Genomic DNA, 22,618 nt, shown 5'->3' on the forward strand with positions numbered 1-22,618 from the left:
ACCTATGCTTTAAAATCGCCATCGTAGCCAAGAGATCGAAGTGCACGTTCATCATCTGCCCAACCAGACTTTACCTTCACCCATAGTTCTAAAAAGACTTTATTGTCGAACAGGGCTTCCATATCCTTTCTAGCTTCGGCGCCCATAGTTTTTATATGAGAGCCTCCTTTACCAATGACCATGCGCTTTTGAGTTTCTCGCTCAACAAGAATTAGGCCATGGATATGATAAACCCCCGTAGCCGTGAGCTTAAACTGCTCAATTTCAACCATAATTGAGTAAGGTAACTCGTCACCAGTAAATCGCATGAGCTTCTCGCGAATAATTTCCGCGGCCATAAAGCGACTCGAACGGTCGGTAACATAGTCCTCAGGAAAGTAAAATTCGCTGGGAGGTAAATCTGCTAAAATCAAATGACGCAGATGCTCTACCTGTTTGCCTTGCTTTGCCGAGACCGGCAAAATGTTCGCAAACTCATGCTTAGCACTTAAGGTTTTAAGAGTATCGAGAAGCAAAGCCTGATCAGGCACTTTGTCGGTTTTATTTACCACTAACCAACATGGCAAGTTTGACTGCTTAATTTTAGTTAACACCAGCTCATCGTCTTCAGTCCAGCGTGTTCCTTCAATCACAAACAGGACCAAGTACACGTCGTTAAGTGAGCTGGTCGCAGCACGATTCATTAATCGATTAATTGCGCGTTTTTCTTCTGAATGCAGGCCCGGTGTATCAACATACACTGCCTGACGATCCTCTAAAGTATCAATCCCCATAATGCGGTGGCGAGTCGTTTGTGGCTTGCGAGACGTGATACTGACTTTTTGACCCAGAATGCGATTTAAAATTGTTGATTTACCTACGTTAGGTCTACCAACAATAGCAACCATGCCACTGTATTTTTGTTTCATTTATGAATAGTCTCTAATATGCTTTTTGCGGCTTTTTGTTCGGCGATTCGGCGGCTTTTGCCCGTAGCCGATTGACTCAAACTCATCGATTCGACCTTACAGCACACTTCAAATGTTTGTGCATGATCTTTACCGCTAATGTTGATGACTTCATATTCTGGCAGCGGCAGTTGACGAGACTGAAGGTACTCTTGAAGCTGTGTTTTGTTGTCTTTAATTTGTAAGTTTGGATCTAGCTTTTCGATACGCGAATTGAATAATTTCGCAATAGACTGCTTAGTAGCTTCCAGCCCTGCCTCTAAGTAAATTGCTCCTAGCAAAGCCTCGACCGCGTCTGCCAAAATAGAGTCACGCCGATGTCCGCCACTTTTCATTTCACCAGAGCCTAGGCGAATTAGACTTCCAAGATCTAACTCTCTAGCAATTGACGCTAAGGTATCACCTTTCACTAAATTTGAACGCATTCTGGTAAGCTTGCCTTCCGGCTGCAATGGAAACTTCTCATACAACATTTCAGCAATGCACAAACCCAAAACCGCATCGCCTAAAAATTCTAAGCGCTCGTTATGATCTTTGTAAGCACTGCGATGGGTGAGTGCTTGCTCAAACAACACCTTATCATCGAACTGATAATCTAGCGCTTGATAAAGAGGCCCGTAGTTGGGCGAATTGAGCGGATTATTCACTAGTGGATAGATCCGACTCTTTCAAAACGTATGTTTGTAGGTATCCACGTTGGTAAAAAGGCCGCCTCGTCACGATCAAAGTCAAAGCTGATCCAAATAAAAGTAGCTTTGCCGACTAAATTCGCTTCGGGCACAAAGCCCCAATATCGGCTGTCTTGACTGTTACCACGATTATCGCCCAACACGAAGTAATGCCCTTCTGGAACCACGTATTGATTAGGAGCACTTGACGTACCTGGGTTTCGTAAAATACCGTGCTCGACTTCGCCTAATAGCTCAGAAAATTGGTTGAGCGCAATTCCGCGCTGGAAAAATTCTGATTTACCTAAGGAATTTAACTGCACCGCTTGTGGTCTTTCGCAGAGCTTTCCTGGCTCACAGGGTGCCTGTATAAATATCTGTTTGTTATTGTAAATTATAGTTTCGCCAGGCAAACCGACTACCCGTTTAATAAAGTCAACATTAGTGTCTAGTGGATACTTAAAGACCACCACATCACCTCGCTTCACTTCACCTGTTTCGATCAACTGTGAACGAAACACTGGGTCCTTAAGACCATATGAAAATTTTTCAACCAAAATAAAATCGCCCTCTAGTAGGGTCGGCATCATCGACCCTGAGGGTATTTGGAAGGGCTCATAAATAAATGAGCGAAAAATCATTACACCAAAAAAGATTGGGAAGAACTGCTTACAGGTGTCAACAAATGCCGGCATTTGAGTATCGCCATCAAGCGCCGAACCGCTAGAGCTATCACCGTGCGCGCCTGCAGTTTTTTTGGGCGCCATGAACAGTGCGTAAATCAGCCAAACAATACCTGTAAAAGCACTGACCGCCACCAAAAATATAGAAAAGTAATTTGCCATTAATTATCAACCTTTAATATTGCTAAAAACGCATCCTGTGGTAACTCTACATTGCCCACTTGCTTCATGCGCTTCTTACCATCTTTTTGCTTCTGTAGTAGTTTTTTCTTACGACTAATATCGCCACCATAGCATTTTGCAATAACGTTCTTGCGAAGTTGCTTAACGGTGCTTCGCGCAACGATGTGATTGCCTATTGCCGCTTGTATAGCAATATCAAACATCTGTCTGGGGATCAGCTCTCGTAGCTTGTCGACTAAGTCGCGACCCCTACCCTGCGCATTGTCTTTATGGGTGATTAAGGCTAAAGCATCAACTCTTTCGGTATTAATGAGGATATCGAGTCTTACCATATCGGCAGCTTGGAAGCGGGTAAAGTTGTAATCGAGTGACGCAAACCCCCGACTAGTAGATTTTAGTCTATCAAAAAAGTCTAAGACCACTTCTGCCATTGGCATGTCATAGGTAATTGCAACTTGCTTACCATGATAGGTCATGCTGGTTTGCATACCGCGTTTTTCGACGCAGAGCTTAATCACATTTCCTAAGTAAGCCTGAGGAACTAGTATGTTCGCCGTCACAATCGGCTCACGTATTTCTTCAATGTCGTTGACCGCAGGTAGTTTTGAAGGGTTATCGACCTGCAGGGATTCACCTTTTGTGGTCAGCACTTGATATACTACCGTTGGTGCCGTAGTAATCAAATCAAGGTCGTACTCTCTTTCTAGGCGCTCTTGGATAATTTCCATATGCAGCATGCCTAGAAAGCCAATCCTAAAACCGAAACCTAAGGCCGATGAGCTTTCTGGTTCATAAAATAAAGAGGCGTCGTTTAAACTCAACTTTGCGAGGGCATCCCTAAAGTCTTCATAATCGTCCGAACTCACTGGAAATAAACCAGCGTATACTTGCGGTTTGATTTTTTTAAAGCCAGGTAATGCTTTGGCAGCAGGGCGCTTTGAAAGTGTAATCGTGTCACCAACGGGGGCGCCGTGAATTTCTTTAATGCCGGCAATGATGAAACCAACTTCGCCGGTTCTAAGCACCTTTGTCTCAGTTTGTTTTGGCGTGAATACGCCGATCTTATCGGCCTGATGAACAGCGCCTCGCGACATGATGTGAATTTTGTCTTTAGAATGAAGCTCACCATTCACAATCCGCACTAGGGACACTACACCTTGATAGTTATCAAACCATGAATCTATTATTAAGGCTTCTAGAGGTGCTTCAGGGTCGCCTTTTGGCGGTGGTATGCGGCGCACGATAACTTCTAGCACATCCTCAATACCAATACCCGTTTTTGCCGAACATCTGACTGCATCAATTGCGTCGATGCCAATGATATCTTCAATTTCTTCGGCGACTCGGTCTGGTTCAGCTTGAGGTAGATCTATTTTATTTAAAATAGGCACCACTTCCATATCCATGTCGATAGCCGTATAACAATTTGCTAACGTTTGGGCTTCTACGCCTTGACCCGCGTCAACCACCAGCAGCGCTCCTTCACACGCAGCAAGCGAACGCGATACTTCATAGGTAAAATCGACATGCCCTGGGGTATCGATGAAGTTCAGTTGGTAGCGCTCACCGTCTTTAGCATCATAATAAAGGGTAACGCTTTGCGCCTTGATGGTAATACCCCGTTCGCGTTCAATATCCATTGAATCGAGCACCTGTTCAGACATTTCTCGGGTAGTCAGGCCCCCGCAATGCTGAATCAATCTATCTGACAAGGTCGACTTGCCATGATCGATGTGTGCAATGATACTGAAATTACGAATATGTTTAAGCTGCATAAGTGACTACTGATCCTAGGATTACAAGGCAATTAAAAACGATATCTTGAGAGATTCGTCTTTGTTTTGAATTCGCCGCATTATAACGGCATCGGGCGCATTATTTTAGTACGCGGATATTACCGATTTCGGGCTTAAATTGCGACAAAACTCTTATGTTTATGCGGAATTTGACAATAAAAAAGACAATTCATCGTAGACGAAGTGTTACAAGGTATGTCATTAGTCATTCAAGATTGTAAGACGCTCAGAATGCGCTACAGTTTTTTTACCGGTATTTCATGTTTTTGGGTCATCACTTGCTCGCTTGTCGCGCCCATAAAAATTGGATGATAGCGGTCTTTATAATGGGCTGATTTTAAACGACGTGAGACGCCCCAGTATGCTAAAAAAGTAGCACTAAAACTCAGTAATATGACAGCTAGCTCAGGCAAAGGTGTTAAGTTTTGCAGCATGGCTGCGCTTGCTAAAAGGACCATCACCGGGACAAGATACATCCACATTGAAGCGGAGAGTAAATGCTGTTCGGGAATGCCTATTTTAACGCTTTGTCCCACTTGCAAAGGACTTGGTGTAGAAATATGCAGATGCTCTGGTTTAGGAGTGAATGCTTTGGCAACTAACCCTGTTCCGCAGTTATCGTTGGCAATGCAGCTTGAACAGGTTGTTTTCACTTGTGTTTCAACCCATGCAAAACCTGGTTCAACCGCCACAACCTTGCCTATTTCTTCAATCATTGACTGGCTCTTTTATCACGATTGAATTAGCAATTTGGTCCGCTGTCGCAACCGGAATTTCACCCACCACGGTGACTTGAATACGCCCATCTGTTTTCGACACCACTGCATGACTACCCGAGGCAATTGACATATCCTCGCTTAGCGCATCGCTAGCAGGAAGTACATACACCGACACATCAACAATGCCATCTGAAAGCAACATATACTCTGTCATTTGTCCAGTGCGCTCAATGCGATGAATATCTTGCTTGAGTACTTGCATTCCTTTAGGTAAATAGCCGGTGCGCCACATCAACTCACTGTCTGAATCGGTGATGGCAGCTGAAACTTGCGGCAGTTGGTCCACAGAAAACAAGGCAAAGATTTGATTAACACTGTCGGATATTGTCAATTGCGTCACTTGAATTTGTTCAAGCAATGCACCTTCTAAATCATACATATCCAATTTTAGAAGCATGCCGGTGTCTTCATCTAACCAAAGATGGTAGCCAAATCGGGTGCGATCTTTACTGATAACTCTAATCTGTTGAGCCATCCGACCAGCCACACGGTTGCGCCCCATTAGCAAGACATCGTACCCTTCTTTAAAATCAATACCTTCATAAATGAAAGCCTGCGGTATAGGACTTTGTACATTACTACCTTGCACGCTATAAGGCGGGTACCCTGGCTCAAATATGCTCACTTTACCTTGATGGACAACTTGCTCAAAACCGGGGCCGTTTAGCAAGCTAAGCTGCTCTATGATGCTGTCGTCAGGCATTTTCCCGCGGCGCCACATATATGGCAATGTTTCACGCTTATTTGCTGAAACAACATAGACAATTTCAAATGAAGATGCCTGCACCTGGTTTGTGAGGCGCTGCATCCATGAGGCGGCAGATAGCGGATCAAATACAAAACCATCGTCAGTGGACTGGTCTGTTATTACGTTTTGAAGAACATATTCATCTATGACCGGAACTTGAGCTTGAGAAGTTTCAGCCGCCGTCTGCACTGACTCGTCTTGCGCTAAAGAATGCACTGGGGTGAGGAGCATAAAAAAACCGGCAAAAGCAATAAGAGATTGCGTTAACCGGCTTGTTATCTTATTTATCCCCATATTGGCTATGGTTTTGCTTGTTCGTCTTTATCTGAATTTTGAACAGGTACTTGCTTGAACTTCAATTGGCGCTGATGATCTTCTATCAAAGCATTGATTTGCCGACGCTGCTCAAGTAACTGCTGCATTCTATCCTGCTCGATACTGCGTGTTTGCTGAAGACTTACGGGCGCTAGCCCACCCTGTGGACCAATGACAGGTGGCGCGGTCGTAAACGGCTGAGTTACTTCCGGTTGGTTATAGGTTTGATAGCCAAATATCACCATTGCAGTAACAGACGCCACCATTGCTAATTGGCCGCTCTGCTTGAGCATAGGAATAACCGCTGAAACGATCGGTAACTCTTGCCATGAGCGCTTCGGTGCTACTATTGATAATTCGTTTTCTAAGGCATCTGCTATTTTGCTGCTAACGTCGAAAGTTACGTCCGAAGACATATCGTTTCGCAGTAAGTCGCGAGTTAAATGATAGCTCTTCCATTTTTGCTGTAAGATAGGATCTTCAATTATTTGATTAGTATGAGACGTTTCATCCCATTCTCCATCAACAATTGCCGATAATTTCTCTATTTTTTGTGTCATACACCGTTTTCCTGCTTTAAAAGCATCATGTTGGTTTTCGAACGCTCGCTGAGTTTACCTAAAAATCTCTGCTGCTTCCAATTACTCATTACGACTGCCAAACTTCTCAAAGGTTTCATCAATTCTGAATTAAGGGAACAATTACTTTATCAATTGCTTCTCTAGCTCTAAAAATACGCGAACGAACGGTGCCCACGGGGCATTCCATCACAGCTGCAATTTCTTCGTAACTTAAACCTTCAATTTCTCTTAAGGTTATTGCTGCTCGCAAGTCGTCAGGTAAGCCTTCAATTGTCGCGAACAGTTTTTGCTGTAGTTCTTCCGATAGCAAAGTTCGTTCGGGCGATGCATTTTCTTTTAATGCATCACTGCCGTCGTAATGATCTGCTTCTTGAGCATCGACATCGCTTGCTGGTGGCTTGCGGCTTTGCGAGGTTAAATAATTTTTCGCACTGTTGACCGCAATTCGATACAACCACGTGTAAAACGCACTGTCGCCCCGAAAGTTTGGCAAGGCTCTGTACGCTTTAATAAACGCTTCTTGGGTCACGTCTGCTACATCACCTGAATTCCTAACGTAGCGCGAAACGATGTTCATAACCTTATTTTGATGTCTTATAACCAGCAGGTTGAAGGCATTCTTATTACCTTTTTGCACTTCTTTAACCAACTCGTTGTCTGTTTTTTGCTCGCTCATTAAAGCCACTACTCCCTTTCTGCTTAATATTATGGCTTCGGCAAGTTGCTACTATTGACCGATACAATTTGATTAAGTTCGTAATTTATTGTGAGATTATATATAAATAATCGAATAATTGTATTTTTGCGCCGAAACATTAGTATGGACGTTCTTACATAGACCGTGCACCCATGGACCTTATTTCATATGCCTAACACTATCGAACATCGCTGCGACCTTCTAGTTATAGGGAGCGGCGCTGCTGGATTAAGTTTAGCCCTTAAAATGGCTGAGCATTGTAATGTAATTGTGCTCAGCAAGAGTGATGTTAATGAGGGCAGTACTCGCTATGCACAAGGGGGGATTGCCGCTGTTTTTGATGATGATGACAGTATTGAAAGTCATATCGCCGACACACTAAATGCTGGCGCGGGCATTTGCGATGAAAACGTCGTGCATTTTACTGCAAAAAACGCCAAAGCTAGCATGCAGTGGTTAATTGGCAGAGGCGTACCATTCGATCAAGAATTAGACGAACAGGGGAATATGCGCTTTCATTTAACAAGAGAGGGCGGACATAGCCATCGACGCATACTGCATGCCGCCGACGCTACCGGAGAAGCGGTGCAATCTACGCTTAGCGAAAACGTTAAACACCATCCCAATATCCACCTCTTTGAACGCTACAACGCTATCGATTTAATAAAAAAAGATAAAGAAGACACTCGGTGTATTGGCGCTTATGCATGGAATAGAAAAAAGGAACGCGTAGAGATTATCCGCGCTCGCTTTATCACCTTGGCTACCGGTGGAGCCAGCAAAGTCTATCAGTATACCTCTAATCCTGATGTATCAAGTGGCGACGGCATCGCAATGGCTTGGCGCGCAGGATGTAAAATCGCAAACATGGAATTTAATCAGTTTCATCCTACCTGCCTATACCACCCTGACGCGGGCAACTTTTTGATCAGCGAGGCGCTTCGCGGTGAGGGTGCATTTTTATGCCATGCCGATGGCACTGCATTTATGCACAAGTTTGATGAGCGAGCTGATTTAGCACCAAGAGATATTGTTGCCCGCGCCATTGATTTTGAAATGAAACGCCTCGGCGAAGACTGCATGTACCTCGATATTAGTCATAAGCCCAGTGACTTCATTGTAAAACACTTCCCAAATATTTATCGTAAGTGCAGAAGTTTGGGCATCGACATTACTCGCCAAGCGATTCCCGTTGTGCCTGCTGCACATTACAGCTGTGGTGGCGTGCTCACAGATTTAGATGCACGTACAAATCTTGCAAACGTTTATGCGATTGGCGAAGCTGCTTACACAGGCCTGCACGGTGCAAACCGAATGGCCAGCAACTCCTTGCTGGAGTGCGTTGTATTCGCACATTCTTGCGCTAAACATATTATTGAACATTTCGATGAACCGCATGAAATAGGCCTTATAAAACCATGGGATGAAAGTCGGGTTATTGACTCTGACGAAGCTGTGATTATTGCGCATAATTGGCATGAGCTTAGGCTTTTTATGTGGGATTATGTCGGCATCGTACGAACCGACAAACGGCTAGAACGAGCCATGCGCAGAATAAATCTGCTCAAGCAAGAGATTGACGAGTACTACAGCAACTTTAAGGTCAGTAATAATATGCTAGAACTGAGGAACCTAGTGTGTATTGCCCAGCTTATTGTGACATGCGCTATGCAGCGCAAAGAAAGTCGGGGCCTGCATTACAATTTAGACTATCCTGACACCTTAGCCAACTCTGGACCGACTATTATTCAAAAAGCAAAGTCTTAAGGCCAGTTTTTATATTGCGGCCACATAGCCAATAATATGCGGCCGAGACTTTTCAGCGGTGTCTACACTGCCTTTTCCCTGCAAAGAAAAATTCATACTGCATTGGGCAATATCATGATTTAGACTCAATTTGGCACAATTTGGTAAGCTAATAGGCCGCTTAAATACCGCTTTAATTGAACGATTTTGACTGAAGTCACAATGTTGCGCAGCCTGCATTTTTGAAATGCATAAGGCGTGAGAGTACATACCGTGAGCGATGGCCTTGTCAAATCCAAATAGCTTGGACGTTGCTGGCCACAAATGAATCGGGTTGTAATCTCCCGATACTTTCGCGTATTGCCTACCGCTGTTTTCTTCAAATTTCAACTCGCCAAGGTCAACAAGACTATTTTTTGCCTGCTGCACGCTGACGTTTGGTATCAGCATCTTGTCTTCAAAAGCCATTAACGAAGCTGAGGCTGTTTTTTTTGTTCTGGCCATGTAGTAACTGGTCGCCTTGACTGCTACCACACCATTTTGACTGGCCTCCGAATGAAGCTCAAAAACTACACCTTTGGGATGCGAGTAATGGTCGCCAAAATAAGTATTTAAGTCGAGTGTGGCTGCTTTACTGGGTAAAGAGAGTACATTGATTTTGTTTGCAACATGCACTAAGCCGAGTGCTTTAAATGGGAATGGAAATTTTGTCATCATATTCAGTTGCATGGGCAAGGTGAGCACTTGAACATAATTTGGGTGAATGCGGTCGCCTCCTGATAAAGGCCACTGCACTAAACGATGGTAGTTTTCGCAATGCGCGGGCAATATTTCATGCTGCCGGCTTTCTATTTGTTGCGGCAGGGTTGGAGCCGATTTCACGCTCTCAGGTGGTCGATAAATTGCGGCTTTCGCCAACATACCCAACATTAGATTTTGTCGCTCCCTGATATACTCTCAACATACCAATTTAAATGTCTATGCAGGCTACAAAAGCTTCTGCGGTTAGTCTGCCAGCGGCCAATAAATAAGCGCTGAACATCGTTATTTGCGCCGCTATGATCGACGGCAGTTAGGTACAACCAAATGCCGAACTGATTGGCCTTCGAACAATTTTGAACTTCATAAATGACCCGCCGCCCGCTCGCATCCGTCATCATTAACTGATTATTTTCATGCACCAAGCGTAAGTATAGTAGAGCCTTTTCATTCTTCCAGTAAATCGCAAAAGTAACAATAAATAGAGCACCACAGACTGCATATGGCAGAACCTGAGGCACTGCAGGACGCATCATTACATAGTCACTAGCAAGCACCGAACCTAGAAACAAAACACACACAAAACCACACCACGTTTGCGCATCATATTTCATGTTTTTTACAACAATTTCCATAAGTCGATACTAAAGTCGTATGCTACTGGCTAATTTACGCCTAATTTCACTCTATTGAGTACCATTGCAACCATCGCTTTAAGTTCAGGATCATGACACGCCTGATGCCCCATAAACCATGCAAATAAATCTGGATCATCGCAGGTCAAGAGCCTTTCAAAAGTAATTTGCTGATGTTCAGTAAGTTCATTAAATGCTTGCTCAACAAAAGGTAAAAGTAATACATCTAACTCCAACATGCCTCTTCTGCATGCCCACTTCAATCTGGCAACGCGCTTTGCTTCAAACATATGTCCTCCGAATCTTTGGCGTGAGATTACCATAATTTTCAAGCAATCTATACTGAACCATAGCACTTAAACATTCCCAGCCTGAATGCCCATTTTTTAAGGTGTATATTGCTTGCAAAAATGATACTTAATCCTCATGTTATGATGTCAATAGAAAACACAACGACACAATTACAATATAGAGGCTTGCATGGAATCGTTTTTAGTCGAGTTACCAGATATGAAGGTGTTAAGCATTTCTGGGCCACAACGAAATGAATATTTGCATGGGCAAATCACAGTTGATACCAAATCCTTCGATTCTGCTCACGCCAGGATTGGCGCACATTGCGATTTTAAAGGAAAAATGTGGTCGATATTTTTTTTAACGCAGTTTGAAGAAAGCTACCACTTGTTAATGCCTTCAGACTCTGCTGAGCAAAGCTTTATACAATTTAAAAAATACGGCGTTTTTTCAAAAGTAGACATCCAGACCCTAGATAGCAACTGGCATGTGTTAGGCGGCGCTGGACAACAACTAAAACACGATTTGTATGCATTATTCCCAGACTTACGCGACACGCATTTGAGTCACTGCGCAAATGAGTTTGGCGAAGTGATTACCTTCAACGACGACAATTTACGCTTTTTATTAACACTAAACGCAATGGGCTATGAACGGATGCAGAAAATAGCGAGCAGCTATAAAATCAAGACCCCAAATGCTTGGAAGATGTTAGAAATATCTGCAGGTATAGGACTATTGGCGTCTCCATGTATCGCAGAATTTGTTCCCCAAATGTTTAATTTACAGGCATTAAACGGTATCGACTTCAATAAAGGCTGCTACATGGGTCAGGAGGTCGTTGCTCGTACTAAGTTCTTAGGTAAAAATAAACGTGCTCTTTATATCCTTGAGGCCAATTCATCTATTTCTGCCGACATTGAGGCAGGTGCAACACTTGAAAAAGCCATTGACGAAAATTGGCGACGCGGGGGCACTGTAGTAGAAAGCGCTAGTATGGACAACAAAACTCTGATTCTTGCCGTACTGGCAAATGACACTGAAGTGGGCGATGTGTTACGCTTAAAGTCGTCACTTGATGCATTTACTGTTAAGGCCTTGCCATACTCACTCAGCTAATTGCTGCAGAACAACAGTGTAAGCGTATGTATCGATTTACTTTCATCAAATATTCAACAAAGGAAACTCAATGCTAATAGCAGACAATCATGTTGTAACATTGCATTACACAGTCAAGACTACAGAAGGTGAAGCAATCGATTCATCTTTAGATGCAGAACCTCTGGCGTTCATTCAAGGTTCAAACTTTATGATCGCAGGTTTAGAAGAGGCACTGTATGGGAAACAAAAAGGCGATGCCTTTGAAGTGACTGTCGCCCCTGAGAAAGCCTATGGCGATCGGCACGAACAGCTAGTACAAAAAGTACCAGCGAATATGTTCGAGGGCATGGATGTCGAAGTAGGTATGAGTTTTAGAGCGACTACTGATGGCGGAGAGCAATCCGTCACAATCATCGACAAAGATGACGAACATGTCACTGTCGATGGCAATCATCCATTATCAGGACATACTTTGCTATTTGACGTCTCAATAGAGGATGTCAGAGAAGCTACCAGCGATGAAATAGAGCACGGCCACGTGCATGGCGCAGGCGGCTGTGGACATCAGCATTAAGCATATTTTAGCTTAATGCTTGTTCGTCTTGTTCACCTGTTCGAATCCGAATAGCTTGCTGTACGTCAGAAACAAATATTTTACCATCACCGATTTTGCCGGTTCGTGCGGCTTCGGTGATGGCTTCTATCACGCGATCAACTAAATGCGCGGCTACCACCAATTCAATTTTTATCTTAGGTAGAAAGTCAACTTTGTACTCAGCACCACGGTATAGCTCGGTGTGCCCTTTTTGACGACCAAATCCTTTCACTTCTGTGATAGTTAGACCTGATATACCGATGGCAGAAAGACTCTCTCTAACATCATCCAATTTAAAAGGTTTAAGAATCGCTTCTACTTTTTTCATTTAGCTTACTCACTGTCGTAAATGGTAGGAATAGGGATCCGTTTATGCTGGGTTTTCAAATAAATACCTATTAGCTTGTCGTCCGCATAAGCATCTTCGCTTTTTCCTTCTAAAAAGTCATCTATTTGATCATAACTTAGTCCTAAGGACGCCTCATCTGACAATTGCGGATTTAAACTTTCTAAGTCTGCAGTGGGCGCTTTTGAGATGATGTTTTCGGGAGCCCCCAAAAATGCCGCCACTTGTCTGACTTGCCTTTTACTCAAACCAAATAGAGGTGCTAAATCACAGGCGCCATCACCGTATTTTGTATAAAAGCCGGTAATGTTTTCAGCTGAATGATCAGTGCCTAACACGAGACCCTTTGTTAGACCGGCAAGATCATATTGCACCGCCATGCGAGCGCGGGCTTTAGCGTTGCCTTTGACAAAATCATCAAGGCTTTCGTTCACATGATAAGCGCCTACTGCTTGCAGAGAAGCCTTTGCAGTGTCATGTATAGCATCTGCCGCGAGTTTAACATTCGCGGTAACTTGCATTGAAGGTTGAATAAACTCAATCGACAATTGAGCGTCCTTTTCATCTGCCTGCTCGCCATACGGTAATCTGACAGCAATAAACTGATATTGCCCCCCGCTCTGATTTAACTCATCTACAGCAAGCTGTGCTAGGCGACCTAGAGTGCATGAATCAATCCCTCCACTGATCCCCAAAACCAAGGTTTTTTGTTTTGATGACAGCAATTGTTGCTTGATGAATGCAACTCGACGTTCAACCTCATGAGCGGGATCAATCTGCGGCAATACGCGCATTTCATCTATAATACGGTCTTTCAAGCTATTCACTCCTTTTGAAAAATTAGATCTAGCAGATAACTAATACTAAGTATGAGTTAAACTAACCATTGCACTATAACTATACGTATACACGCATTAGATTGTTATATAGTGTACTCGCTACAAATGGGGGTTTGAAGTGATAAATAATTTAGTCAACAAAAAACGTCAACGAGGCGTGACACTAGTAGAGATGTTGATAACGCTTGCGATTGCAGCGATATTACTGACCTTAGTGGCGCCCAACGTACAGTCAATTTTAACCAAAAATAAAATCACGGCTGAAATTAACGAGCTCAGTGGCCTGCTGCAGTTTGCAAGATATACTGCGATTGACGAGCAAACCACCGCGGTAGTATGTCCCTCAACAGATTTTGCGACCTGTTCAAACGACTGGAATGCCCCAAAAATCGTATTTATTGATGACAATGACAACAATACACGAGACGGTGCAGAACGACTTTTGTTAACGTCGCAAACCATCTCATCTACCAATAAAATGACCTCTAGCGGAAACATTATTCGATTTTTGGACTCCGGTGGTGCCGAAACGGCTATCAACATGAAACTGTGTCCAAATTCTAAGGACGCAAAATTTGGCAGGGCTCTGTTTGTGAGTTTACAAGGAAGAACACGGATAAGCGCTGATTCAAACAACGACGGTGTTCACGAAGATGTAGCAGGAAATAACTTAAGCTGCACCTAATACCTTATTACTGGACTTGAGCGCCCCCACGTTCAAGTTCAACTAGCACTGTTACTTTACTCCATCTATTACACTCCACACGCCACATTCGGCAAATCGGTGAAAACGCGTTTATTCATTCAAGGGTTTTTGTTTACTGTATTTGCAGATGCACCAAGCATAGTTAGCCAATGATTTTAACAAGCCTGAGCAGCGCTATCTGCTAAGCCCTTATTCCGTTTAAATGGTCCAAAACAAAATTTATTACAGGAGCCACAAGGCATTATTTTGAGGGTATATAGTCAGTACTCTTAACCGACACTTTGCACCACCGTAATTAATGCAAATATTTACGCTTACAAAAAAGCCGCTAGTTAAAAGCGGCTTTGTTAAATAGGTCAACTGCTAACAACTCCAGCAAAACTCACTTGCCGCGATTGTCCCATTGTCATTTTTATCCCAGGCTTTTCGGCCATCGCTGAATAATACAAGTTCACCGTCATCTTCTACCACTGAGCCAGAGACGGGCGTGGCTTTTATTTCAAAGGTAAGACCATTTGCACCAACCGCTTCGATACTCAAATCATACTTTTTCTTGGCCACAGTTTCAGACGCCGGTGAATGACCTGAAAATATGGCTGGTGTACCTGTATCACCGCCTCCCGAAGCTGCACCTGCATAACCGAAATTCGAAGCGCTATGTCTTTCCATCGCGCCAGCAAAGGCCATTAAATCTGCCTGAGCAGCGCTTCGGGCGCTGGACGCTAACATGCCTTGATAACTTGGGTAAGCAATCGAAGCGATAATGCCCACAATCGCTACAACAATCATCAGTTCGATTAGTGTAAAGCCTTTATATTGGTGAGTTTGCATACAATCATTCCTTAATGCCAAAATCACCACAAAGGGGCACATACACGCCCCCTGTGGTAATGTTTTGTTATGTTCTAGTTACGTTCTACTTCCGTTCTCCAAGTGTCTTTTTGTACGCGCTCAAAACGACCATAGATATTTTGTGCCAAACATTCAAATTGCGAGCCACAAGCTACATTGTTGCCATTTTGATCAACTTCAATGACCGCAGAAACACACTCAGCCCCCAAACAGACCACCGGCTTGCTAATATCCTCAATTAGGATCTTAGTGTCCGGAGCAATACCGGTTTGAGACAGCTCAGCGAAGCGATCATCATTTTCGCGGGTATTATTTTGATTTAAATCCGTGACCGAATTACCGTTAAATAAGTTCACCAAATACGCTCTACTATTTCCAGTAGGCGGCGCACACAGGCTTAAACTGGAACTTGCAGGCACATAAGTAGTAAAGAAAACTTGGTAATCCAAAATTAACGGTGCTGCAAGAACCTTCTCTCCGCCCGTTGTTAAGCGAATATACCAACCATCTTTATTTGCAAATGTCTGCGTGGCAAGGTCACGCTGTGTTTGGTCGGCAGATGTCAGTAAATGGTCTGTGGCATCGTATAGATTATTTAATTCAAAAGGAGTTGCAGGATGCTTATATTCGTTATTCGCATTACGCTCAAATACACCCTTATCCTTAATCATATAAAAATTATCGTTAATCGTGGTATTGAGCGGCCCTGCTCTGAAGCCTGAGCCAATCGCAACTGCATAGTAATGTTCATCGCCCATCACGACTTCTGATACGTCTGGACCGTAGTAGAAACGGCGATTTTCAGACTCTGCAGCTCCGCCCAGTTTTGCCATTAACTTACCTTTGACCAAAGTGCTGGTTGGATTACCGTTATAAATATCCAGTCTGAACAGTTGGCCACCCATGTCAGCGACGTACATATGGTCGGCTAGGCCATCGTTGTTCCTATCGATAACAGAAATACGCGCAGGAATAGAATATTCCATCTCAGGCAAGTTTAGATCAGCGTTGGTACGACTAGCTTCCCACAATAAATTACCATTGTTAGCATCGATAATATAAACACTGTTACCGACAATATCTGGTGACCGACTCTTCTTGCCATCTTGATTTTCATCATAGCCGCCACCGATAATCATGACATCTTTTTCAGTACCACCGACGTTAATTTTAGTGATAATGGGTCGAGACCACGTTTGACCTAGATTGCTAAAGTCACCGTTGCCGCCATCAATTTGAAACACTAACTTCGGGTTATTTCGAGTGGTGATGTCTAGCACATAATAGTTGTTACCGCCCCTGCGCATGCCAATATAAAGATACCTTTTGCCATTTGCCTCGCGATAAACCATGTCTCCATCAAGTCCATAAACATGATTAAACGACGAATTATTTTGATAAAATTCATGTAAATTCGCAAGTAAATCCCTTGGGATAATCGCAAAGTTTTCTTCACCAGTAGTGGCATCAAATGAGTGTAAGAAGCCCTGATTAGTGGCTACAAACACCTCACTATCGGTGGCAGTATAGTTGACGATCACCGGTTGAGAGTGAATGGGATCACCCATCATATAATTAATGTCGGTTGTTGAGCCATCACCATCAGCATCAAACAAGTCAACACCGCGCGCCCATTTTAAAACGTTTTCTCTGGTTTGCGCCGGATCAACTACTTGTGTTAAGGCTAAATCACTTTCAGTAATGGCACTATTACCCTCTTCAAACTTATTACCAGCCACCATAATAGAGCCCGGATTAGCGCCAAATGTATAGATATTTCGGACTAAATCTAGTTTACTAATCGCACCGCCTTTACGAACGTCATTACCATCAATATTCAATGACCAATAGCTTTTTGCGTTGGTGTCAAAAAAGCCTGTTGAGCTATCTACCGCCGGAAAACCACGACTGTCTAATACGGTGTCACCAGAAATTTTATATTTTTTCAGGTTACCTGGCCAAAGCGTTCCTTCTTCAGGTCTGAACAATGCAAAATACAGTTCGTCTCTATGGGTTAAACGGTTTAGTTGGTTTACCGCGACACCTGGTGATACAAACGTAGTATTTACATCTTGTACTGAACTTAAAATAGTTTTGAAAGCAGCCAATAAATCCGCACTGTTGTCCGCGGTATAAAAATCGCCACCGCCATTTGTCGCTAATTGGTTCAAGAAGTTATTCGCAGTACTATTGGCAGCAAAACCGATCGTGTGAGTTTTCACTCGTGGACCAATTACAGATGTGGTGGGATCTTTTAGATTCGTCACTAAATCAATACCACACTTGTCTCCACTGCTGTCATTTTGGCAATTTTTGCCCAGTAGAGCTTGAATTTTACCTACGCTGTGATTGTTGTTCGCCTGACCATCAGAGAGTAAAACAATATGGTTGTTAACCTGACACTGTAAATTCTGCACAGGCGATATATAAGTCGCACCCGCGGGGATAAATTCGTTTATGCAGTTACCACTGCTTAAATCTAAATCTGTGCAACCAGCGGGTCTGTTGGCATCTATTCCAACATAAGATTCACGATGGCTGACTCGGGTAGAGCGTCGCACACTGCTGCTGACATTCGACTCACCACGTTTCAGACCATAATCAACGGACATACCTCCGTAGTAGCGGGCCGCTTCATATAAGGTATCCACAATTGGTGTAAATCCACTTGTGCTTAACTCGTTTACGCGACTAATCAAGTAGTCGCGCACAGTAGAACTATTGCCCGGCGATGCATTTCCTTCAAATTCAACAAATAATCTCGGTGCCGCCGAAGGCTTTCCTTGATGAGAATAAGCAGCAATTGAATTACTATTTTGAAAGTTACTGATGCTAAACATGATGCTATTTCTAGGTTGCCATCCTGGTAGGTTAACGATTTCTTCGATAATCCCTTTTATGTCAGGACTGTTATAGCGGCTCTCTCTGCTCCAATACCCAATATTATTCCAAGACACACTCGCAGCAGTTTTAGGTTTGTTTTTAAGTGCATCTGTTGCTTGGCTATCAAATTGGGGAGGATTTGGCTCCGCCACACCGTGAATAGTCATCTTTGAGTTATTGTTGCCACGACTTGTTGCAGCAGTAAACTCTAACCAAGCATTTTTTATCGTCGCGCCTTTAGGGATGTTTAAACTTTGAAAACGTAGTCCGATATAATTGTTACTGTTGTTTTGAAAGTTCAGTTGGTTCAGAGTATTGTATCGACCATTATTATCTTCTTCTGCATTATCGGTTTGCGCAAGCACCTGAAACGTCTGTGAGCCGGCGATACATCCAGTTGCGTTTGATTCATCGTAAGTAATGATAAGCTGTGGAGCGCGGCTATCACCCATATCGTTACTGTATGCGCGTCTTGAACTAGACCCACTATTACTCTTACCTTCTATCAATAGATTTACTGCATTGCCACCGCACCAATCACCGTGATCAACAATTTCTTGTAACACGTTTGAAAAATCGGGGCTTAATATCGTGTCATCGTCCAATGGAAATGCATTGTTCTGATCCCACACAAGTTCCTCAGCAGTTGGGGTTCTTTGTGAAATATTTTTCCAGCTATTACCAAACTCCGAACCATCTCCAGTCGACTCCCCGCGGATGGTAAGCACACTATTTGATGTATTCATCATAGAGCTTGTTAAACGCAGCACTGCTTTTGTAATGATGGCACCCTGAGGGATATTTACGTCAGCAAACCGCAGGCCTGTGGAAACCGTCTTGGTGCCTTGAGTAAGTATTAGTTCATTAGTACTGAGATTCACATTATTGTCAATTTCGTATGCATCATCCCTTGAGCTTTGTGTATTTAGAATAATTTCTGGCGGTAAAGGCTTATCGATATCCGTTACCGGATAAAGAATCGGACCGCCATTGTCAGAAAATCGCATGAGTCCAGCATTGATATTTGTCGCATCAGATAAAGCCTGGTTAAGAGCTTGCTGAACCCGCTGCATACGAGAAAACTGCGTACCATCTTTCGCACTCATACTGCCCGACGTATCCATGATAAACAGAACGTTTGGTTTATAAGTAAACTGAGAATTGTTTGTGCCTAAATAAATTTCTAAATCATCGCCAAACGCACTAAAACTCACCATAAAGCTGAGCAAAAATGCACTTGTGGCTACACCAAATTTTTTACATGACATAATACTACTCCTCACTAGTTAGTAGCCGGCGCAAATACTGCCGCTGTTAACGTATTGGCTACTGCATAGCTACTACCTTGAGATTGACCACAGCCACGCACAACAAACACATGACATTTAATATTAGAACCGCTAATAACATTGCTGGAGCCTCTGCAAGCTTGCTCCCGCACAAATGCTGTTTGTGACCAACTGTTAACGTTACCTTGATCGCTAAATTGCGCAGCAATCGTATGCTGCGTGGTCATCGTCATGCCATTGGCCGTCACGTCGCGGCGGATGCGATTATTGTCAAAACAGCTCATTTCATCTACTGCCATATTTAACACTAGACCTTGCCGCGCTTCAGAAAGCGGGTCGGTAATCGCTGGATCTGACAAAACTGTTTCGTCCTCTGATTCAAACACAACGCCAGCAATTGCCGCTTCTGCAGCATCAAAGGCAACAGATTTTCGCTCAAGAGAAGATGCCATTTTAGTTTGTAATAAACTGCTAGATACCGACGATACCCCCAAAATTGTGATGGAAAGCAGTACTAGCAGTGCAAATACCAACACTAAACCTTTTTGATTTTTCATTAAGCACTCCCTCTCGCAAAATTTCTCATATTGCGCAGTGTAATAGTGGTTTCAAACGCCTTGTACATGCCGTTGTCGGGCGCTGTAATTGGATTTTCGTTGAGTAATTTAAATGTTGCGGGCTGATCTAAAAATACTTCGCCATCGCCTTTGATAACGATAGCGAGTCGTAGCGTCACAACCTGCGCATTTGCTGCGTAGGCCGCCGTTAGTTGAGATGCATCCACATATCGCACCGGTCTGGAATGACCGTTAACATCCGCCGGATCGGTAATCCCATACAGCGCTTGAAAACTTAGGACGTTGTCGAGCAAAGTGAACGCCGCATGGCCATTGTGCCCAGTTGCGGGCTTTTGACCTCTCAGAACTCGTCCGTCGAAGCCCCTACATTTTAGTTTGTTATCCTCAACAAAATATTCATTGACGACATAAAACTCTTCATCGGCGGCATAGCCAAGCTTATAGCCTCTGCAGTCCCTAGTTCCCTGCATACTCACAACTAAATGATCACTTGCGCCGCTGCTGCCTTGCAAAGCTCCAAGTGCTACTCTGGTAACAAAATCACCGGGCACAGGCACCGGATGGCTGCGCACAAATGACTCCTCTTCAACCGTATCCACAAATTGACTCAAATTCGGATTCAGAGCGTCGTATAAACCGACCATCATTAACTCTTGGCGCATTCTTGTCACAATAAACCGGCCACTTTCTTGAGTAGTAGAAACCGCACGGTTAAGCGAGTCAGTCACACTGTTGCTGACTAAAATCTGTATCACTGCACCGGAAATAATCAAGCCCAAAGCAAGTGAAATCATTATCTCAACAAGCGTAAATCCGCGCTGCTTGACTAGCATTGTTGGTTTTTGAAATACCAAATTCATAAAGCCACCCTTATGATCACGCAGTCTTCAGATGATTGCCCTGAAGCATTACAATTTGTGTTCGCTACCCTATTTCCATCTTGCCAGCCGGCTGACGGCCAGCTCACAGTGATAGTGTGGATAGAACCAGCGGTACAGGCATCTGCATCAGCAAGATTGTTATCATCGCAGTCAACTAGTATGCGAGCATTCGGATTAGACTCCACAGCAGCACAAGACATTTGGTGCGCATCAAATTGGGCGACTTGATTGGCACTGCAGTCATTTGATTGGCAATCTGGGACAGTAGCTGGGAGTGTAAGACAATTACATTGATATGGATTACCAGAGCACGTTGAAGCGCTGAAATTATAATTAGCAGCGTCAAAGTACTCATTGCTGACCACAAAGCCGTCACTAAATTGGGAAGGGACTACGCTTGCTCTGAGTCTTTCACTCATCTGCTGCGCAACCATTACAGCCTGGGTTCTAGAAAGCGCATCTTTATTTGAAAACGAGCCTACAAACTGCATCGAGGCAACGCCCAGCAGCCCAATAGACAGAATAAAAAGTGTGATCAGCACTTCTACCATGCCGATACCGCGTTGTTGCTTCAAAGCTCGTCCTTTTTCATTAAAGCGTGTTTTGGTATTTACCTTGAACATCGTCTACACTTAAAAAATTGCCAGATAAGCACTTTATCGACAATTTTCAAGATATGGTTATTGTGTTTAAGTCTAAGGTATTAAATTCGCGACGAAACTGTCAAAGAGAACAGAATTGCGCCTATCGATTAATACCTTAGGATGTTACTGCACTTCTTTGATACGCAGTTCCTTTGGTACAGCAAACTCAATATTTTCAAGGCGCCCTGGCCTTTCTACCGTTGCAATGGCACCCCATTCACTGAGTTTATCAACGACGCCCTGCACCAGTACTTCAGGAGCCGATGCGCCAGCGGTCACGCCAATATTTTTTACGCCTTTAATCCATTCACGTTGAATGCAGTTTTTATCTGCTATCAAGTACGCGACCGCGCCCATTTTTTCGGCAAGCTCACGTAAACGGTTAGAGTTTGAACTGTTTTGAGCCCCAACTACCAATAAGACATCACAATCACCTGCTAAGTCTCTTACTGCATCTTGGCGATTCTGCGTAGCGTAGCAAATATCGTCTTTTCTGGGTCCATCAATATTTGGAAATTTTTGACGCAGTGCTTCAATCACCTCAGCAGTATCATCGACCGACAAGGTAGTTTGACTGCAATAGTAGAGTTCATCCGGATTATTTACCTCGAGCAGAGCGACATCAGCAATTGATTCAACCAAATAAATACCGCCATTAGGATTGCTATATTGCCCCATAGTTCCTTCAACTTCAGGATGGCCTTGATGTCCGATTAATACACATTCAGTGCCGCGCTTACTCGCACGCATAACTTCCATATGCACCTTGGTTACCAACGGACAAGTCGCATCAAAAACTTTTAGGCCTCTCTCGTCAGCCTGACTTCGCACTTTTTGCGAGACACCATGTGCTGAAAAAATCACAATTGCATCATCAGGCACTTCACTAAGCTCGTCGACAAAATGAGCACCTCGCGCTTTTAATCCATCCACTACAAAACGATTGTGAACCACTTCGTGGCGCACATATATGGGAGGGCCAAATATCTCAAGCGCTCTTTCAACGATAGTGATGGCTCTGTCAACGCCAGCACAGAAGCCGCGAGGGTTAGCTAAGTGTATTTGCACTGAAT

Annotated in this window: 23 protein-coding genes; 4 read left to right on the forward strand and 19 right to left on the reverse strand. The window is 43.6% G+C overall.

All coding sequences use genetic code 11. From position 1 onward, the window contains the following. Positions 1–2: 2 nt before the first annotated feature. The 8 genes from era to rpoE form a co-directional block, all read right to left on the reverse strand. Positions 3–908, reverse strand: coding sequence for a GTPase Era (gene era / locus AB9H30_RS16330; protein ID WP_371195788.1), 906 nt, complete (start codon positions 906–908; stop codon positions 3–5). Next, positions 905–1,594, reverse strand: coding sequence for a ribonuclease III (rnc, locus tag AB9H30_RS16335; protein ID WP_371195789.1), 690 nt, complete (start codon positions 1,592–1,594; stop codon positions 905–907). Before rnc ends, era begins: the two co-directional genes overlap by 4 nt. Then, the gene (gene lepB, locus AB9H30_RS16340; protein WP_371195790.1) at positions 1,594–2,460 is read right to left on the reverse strand and encodes a signal peptidase I; all 867 of its coding nucleotides are present in this window, start codon (positions 2,458–2,460) and stop codon (positions 1,594–1,596) included. Before lepB ends, rnc begins: the two co-directional genes overlap by 1 nt. Further along, positions 2,460–4,256 (reverse strand): translation elongation factor 4, encoded by a 1,797-nt coding sequence (gene lepA / locus AB9H30_RS16345; protein WP_371195791.1) that lies wholly within the window; start codon positions 4,254–4,256, stop codon positions 2,460–2,462. Before lepA ends, lepB begins: the two co-directional genes overlap by 1 nt. Positions 4,257–4,513: 257 nt before the next feature. Then, complete coding sequence (locus AB9H30_RS16350) at positions 4,514–4,993, reverse strand: SoxR reducing system RseC family protein (protein WP_371195792.1); 480 nt, start codon at positions 4,991–4,993, stop codon at positions 4,514–4,516. Further along, positions 4,986–6,035, reverse strand: a complete 1,050-nt coding sequence (locus AB9H30_RS16355) for a MucB/RseB C-terminal domain-containing protein (RefSeq protein ID WP_371195793.1) — start codon at positions 6,033–6,035, stop codon at positions 4,986–4,988. The genes AB9H30_RS16350 and AB9H30_RS16355 overlap by 8 nt, the downstream gene beginning before the upstream one ends. A 68-nt stretch (positions 6,036–6,103) precedes the next feature. Next, complete coding sequence (locus AB9H30_RS16360) at positions 6,104–6,679, reverse strand: sigma-E factor negative regulatory protein (protein ID WP_371195794.1); 576 nt, start codon at positions 6,677–6,679, stop codon at positions 6,104–6,106. A gap of 118 nt (positions 6,680–6,797) precedes the next feature. Further along, entirely contained in the window at positions 6,798–7,376 is a 579-nt protein-coding gene (rpoE, locus tag AB9H30_RS16365) for an RNA polymerase sigma factor RpoE (protein ID WP_371195795.1), read from the reverse strand. Positions 7,377–7,565: 189 nt separating this feature from the next. Between rpoE and nadB the strand changes: the two genes are divergently transcribed. Then, the gene (gene nadB, locus AB9H30_RS16370; protein WP_371195796.1) at positions 7,566–9,164 is read left to right on the forward strand and encodes an L-aspartate oxidase; all 1,599 of its coding nucleotides are present in this window, start codon (positions 7,566–7,568) and stop codon (positions 9,162–9,164) included. 9 nt (positions 9,165–9,173) lie between these two features. Here nadB and AB9H30_RS16375 read toward each other — a convergent pair whose 3' ends face one another. From AB9H30_RS16375 to AB9H30_RS16385, 3 genes are read right to left on the reverse strand one after another with little or no spacing between them, the layout of a single operon-like run. Then, positions 9,174–10,073, reverse strand: a complete 900-nt coding sequence (locus tag AB9H30_RS16375) for a MaoC/PaaZ C-terminal domain-containing protein (RefSeq protein WP_371195797.1) — start codon at positions 10,071–10,073, stop codon at positions 9,174–9,176. Then, a complete protein-coding gene (locus AB9H30_RS16380) occupies positions 10,073–10,537 on the reverse strand; it encodes a hypothetical protein (protein WP_371195798.1) in 465 nt (154 codons plus the stop codon). Before AB9H30_RS16380 ends, AB9H30_RS16375 begins: the two co-directional genes overlap by 1 nt. A gap of 29 nt (positions 10,538–10,566) precedes the next feature. Then, complete coding sequence (locus tag AB9H30_RS16385) at positions 10,567–10,827, reverse strand: succinate dehydrogenase assembly factor 2 (RefSeq protein ID WP_371195799.1); 261 nt, start codon at positions 10,825–10,827, stop codon at positions 10,567–10,569. 190 nt (positions 10,828–11,017) lie between these two features. Here AB9H30_RS16385 and ygfZ point away from each other — a divergent pair, with 190 nt between their 5' ends. Together ygfZ and AB9H30_RS16395 are read left to right on the forward strand one after the other, a co-directional pair. Next, complete coding sequence (gene ygfZ / locus AB9H30_RS16390; RefSeq protein ID WP_371195800.1) at positions 11,018–11,950, forward strand: tRNA-modifying protein YgfZ; 933 nt, start codon at positions 11,018–11,020, stop codon at positions 11,948–11,950. A gap of 70 nt (positions 11,951–12,020) precedes the next feature. Continuing rightward, positions 12,021–12,506 (forward strand): peptidylprolyl isomerase, encoded by a 486-nt coding sequence (locus AB9H30_RS16395; RefSeq protein WP_371195801.1) that lies wholly within the window; start codon positions 12,021–12,023, stop codon positions 12,504–12,506. A 7-nt stretch (positions 12,507–12,513) separates the two neighbouring features. Here the strand turns inward: AB9H30_RS16395 and AB9H30_RS16400 are convergent, their stop codons facing one another. Both AB9H30_RS16400 and nadE read right to left on the reverse strand, forming a co-directional pair. Then, positions 12,514–12,855, reverse strand: coding sequence for a P-II family nitrogen regulator (locus AB9H30_RS16400; RefSeq protein ID WP_371195802.1), 342 nt, complete (start codon positions 12,853–12,855; stop codon positions 12,514–12,516). A gap of 5 nt (positions 12,856–12,860) precedes the next feature. After that, on the reverse strand, positions 12,861–13,691 hold the full coding sequence (gene nadE, locus AB9H30_RS16405; protein ID WP_371195803.1) for an ammonia-dependent NAD(+) synthetase: 831 nt from the start codon (positions 13,689–13,691) through the stop codon (positions 12,861–12,863). A gap of 139 nt (positions 13,692–13,830) precedes the next feature. On the opposite strand from nadE, the gene AB9H30_RS16410 reads away from it, so the two are divergent. Further along, positions 13,831–14,397: a GspH/FimT family pseudopilin gene (locus AB9H30_RS16410; protein WP_371195804.1), complete on the forward strand. Its 567-nt coding sequence runs from the start codon at positions 13,831–13,833 to the stop codon at positions 14,395–14,397. A gap of 384 nt (positions 14,398–14,781) precedes the next feature. Here AB9H30_RS16410 and AB9H30_RS16415 read toward each other — a convergent pair whose 3' ends face one another. The 6 genes from AB9H30_RS16415 to ispH form a co-directional block, all read right to left on the reverse strand. Continuing rightward, positions 14,782–15,249: a type IV pilin protein gene (locus AB9H30_RS16415; protein ID WP_371195805.1), complete on the reverse strand. Its 468-nt coding sequence runs from the start codon at positions 15,247–15,249 to the stop codon at positions 14,782–14,784. Positions 15,250–15,323: 74 nt separating this feature from the next. Further along, positions 15,324–19,421 carry a PilC/PilY family type IV pilus protein gene (locus tag AB9H30_RS16420; RefSeq protein ID WP_371195806.1) on the reverse strand — a complete coding sequence of 1,366 codons (4,098 nt, stop codon included), beginning with the start codon at positions 19,419–19,421 and terminating at the stop codon, positions 15,324–15,326. A 14-nt stretch (positions 19,422–19,435) separates the two neighbouring features. Next, complete coding sequence (locus tag AB9H30_RS16425) at positions 19,436–19,999, reverse strand: PilX N-terminal domain-containing pilus assembly protein (RefSeq protein ID WP_371195807.1); 564 nt, start codon at positions 19,997–19,999, stop codon at positions 19,436–19,438. Next, positions 19,999–20,880 carry a PilW family protein gene (locus tag AB9H30_RS16430; protein WP_371195808.1) on the reverse strand — a complete coding sequence of 294 codons (882 nt, stop codon included), beginning with the start codon at positions 20,878–20,880 and terminating at the stop codon, positions 19,999–20,001. The genes AB9H30_RS16425 and AB9H30_RS16430 overlap by 1 nt, the downstream gene beginning before the upstream one ends. Then, on the reverse strand, positions 20,877–21,524 hold the full coding sequence (pilV, locus tag AB9H30_RS16435; RefSeq protein WP_371195809.1) for a type IV pilus modification protein PilV: 648 nt from the start codon (positions 21,522–21,524) through the stop codon (positions 20,877–20,879). Before pilV ends, AB9H30_RS16430 begins: the two co-directional genes overlap by 4 nt. A 144-nt stretch (positions 21,525–21,668) precedes the next feature. Next, positions 21,669–22,613, reverse strand: coding sequence for a 4-hydroxy-3-methylbut-2-enyl diphosphate reductase (gene ispH / locus AB9H30_RS16440; RefSeq protein ID WP_371195810.1), 945 nt, complete (start codon positions 22,611–22,613; stop codon positions 21,669–21,671). Positions 22,614–22,618: the final 5 nt, after the last annotated feature.

The organism is Glaciecola sp. SC05, from assembly GCF_041380235.1.
In the GTDB taxonomy this organism is placed as follows: Bacteria; Pseudomonadota; Gammaproteobacteria; order Enterobacterales; family Alteromonadaceae; genus Glaciecola.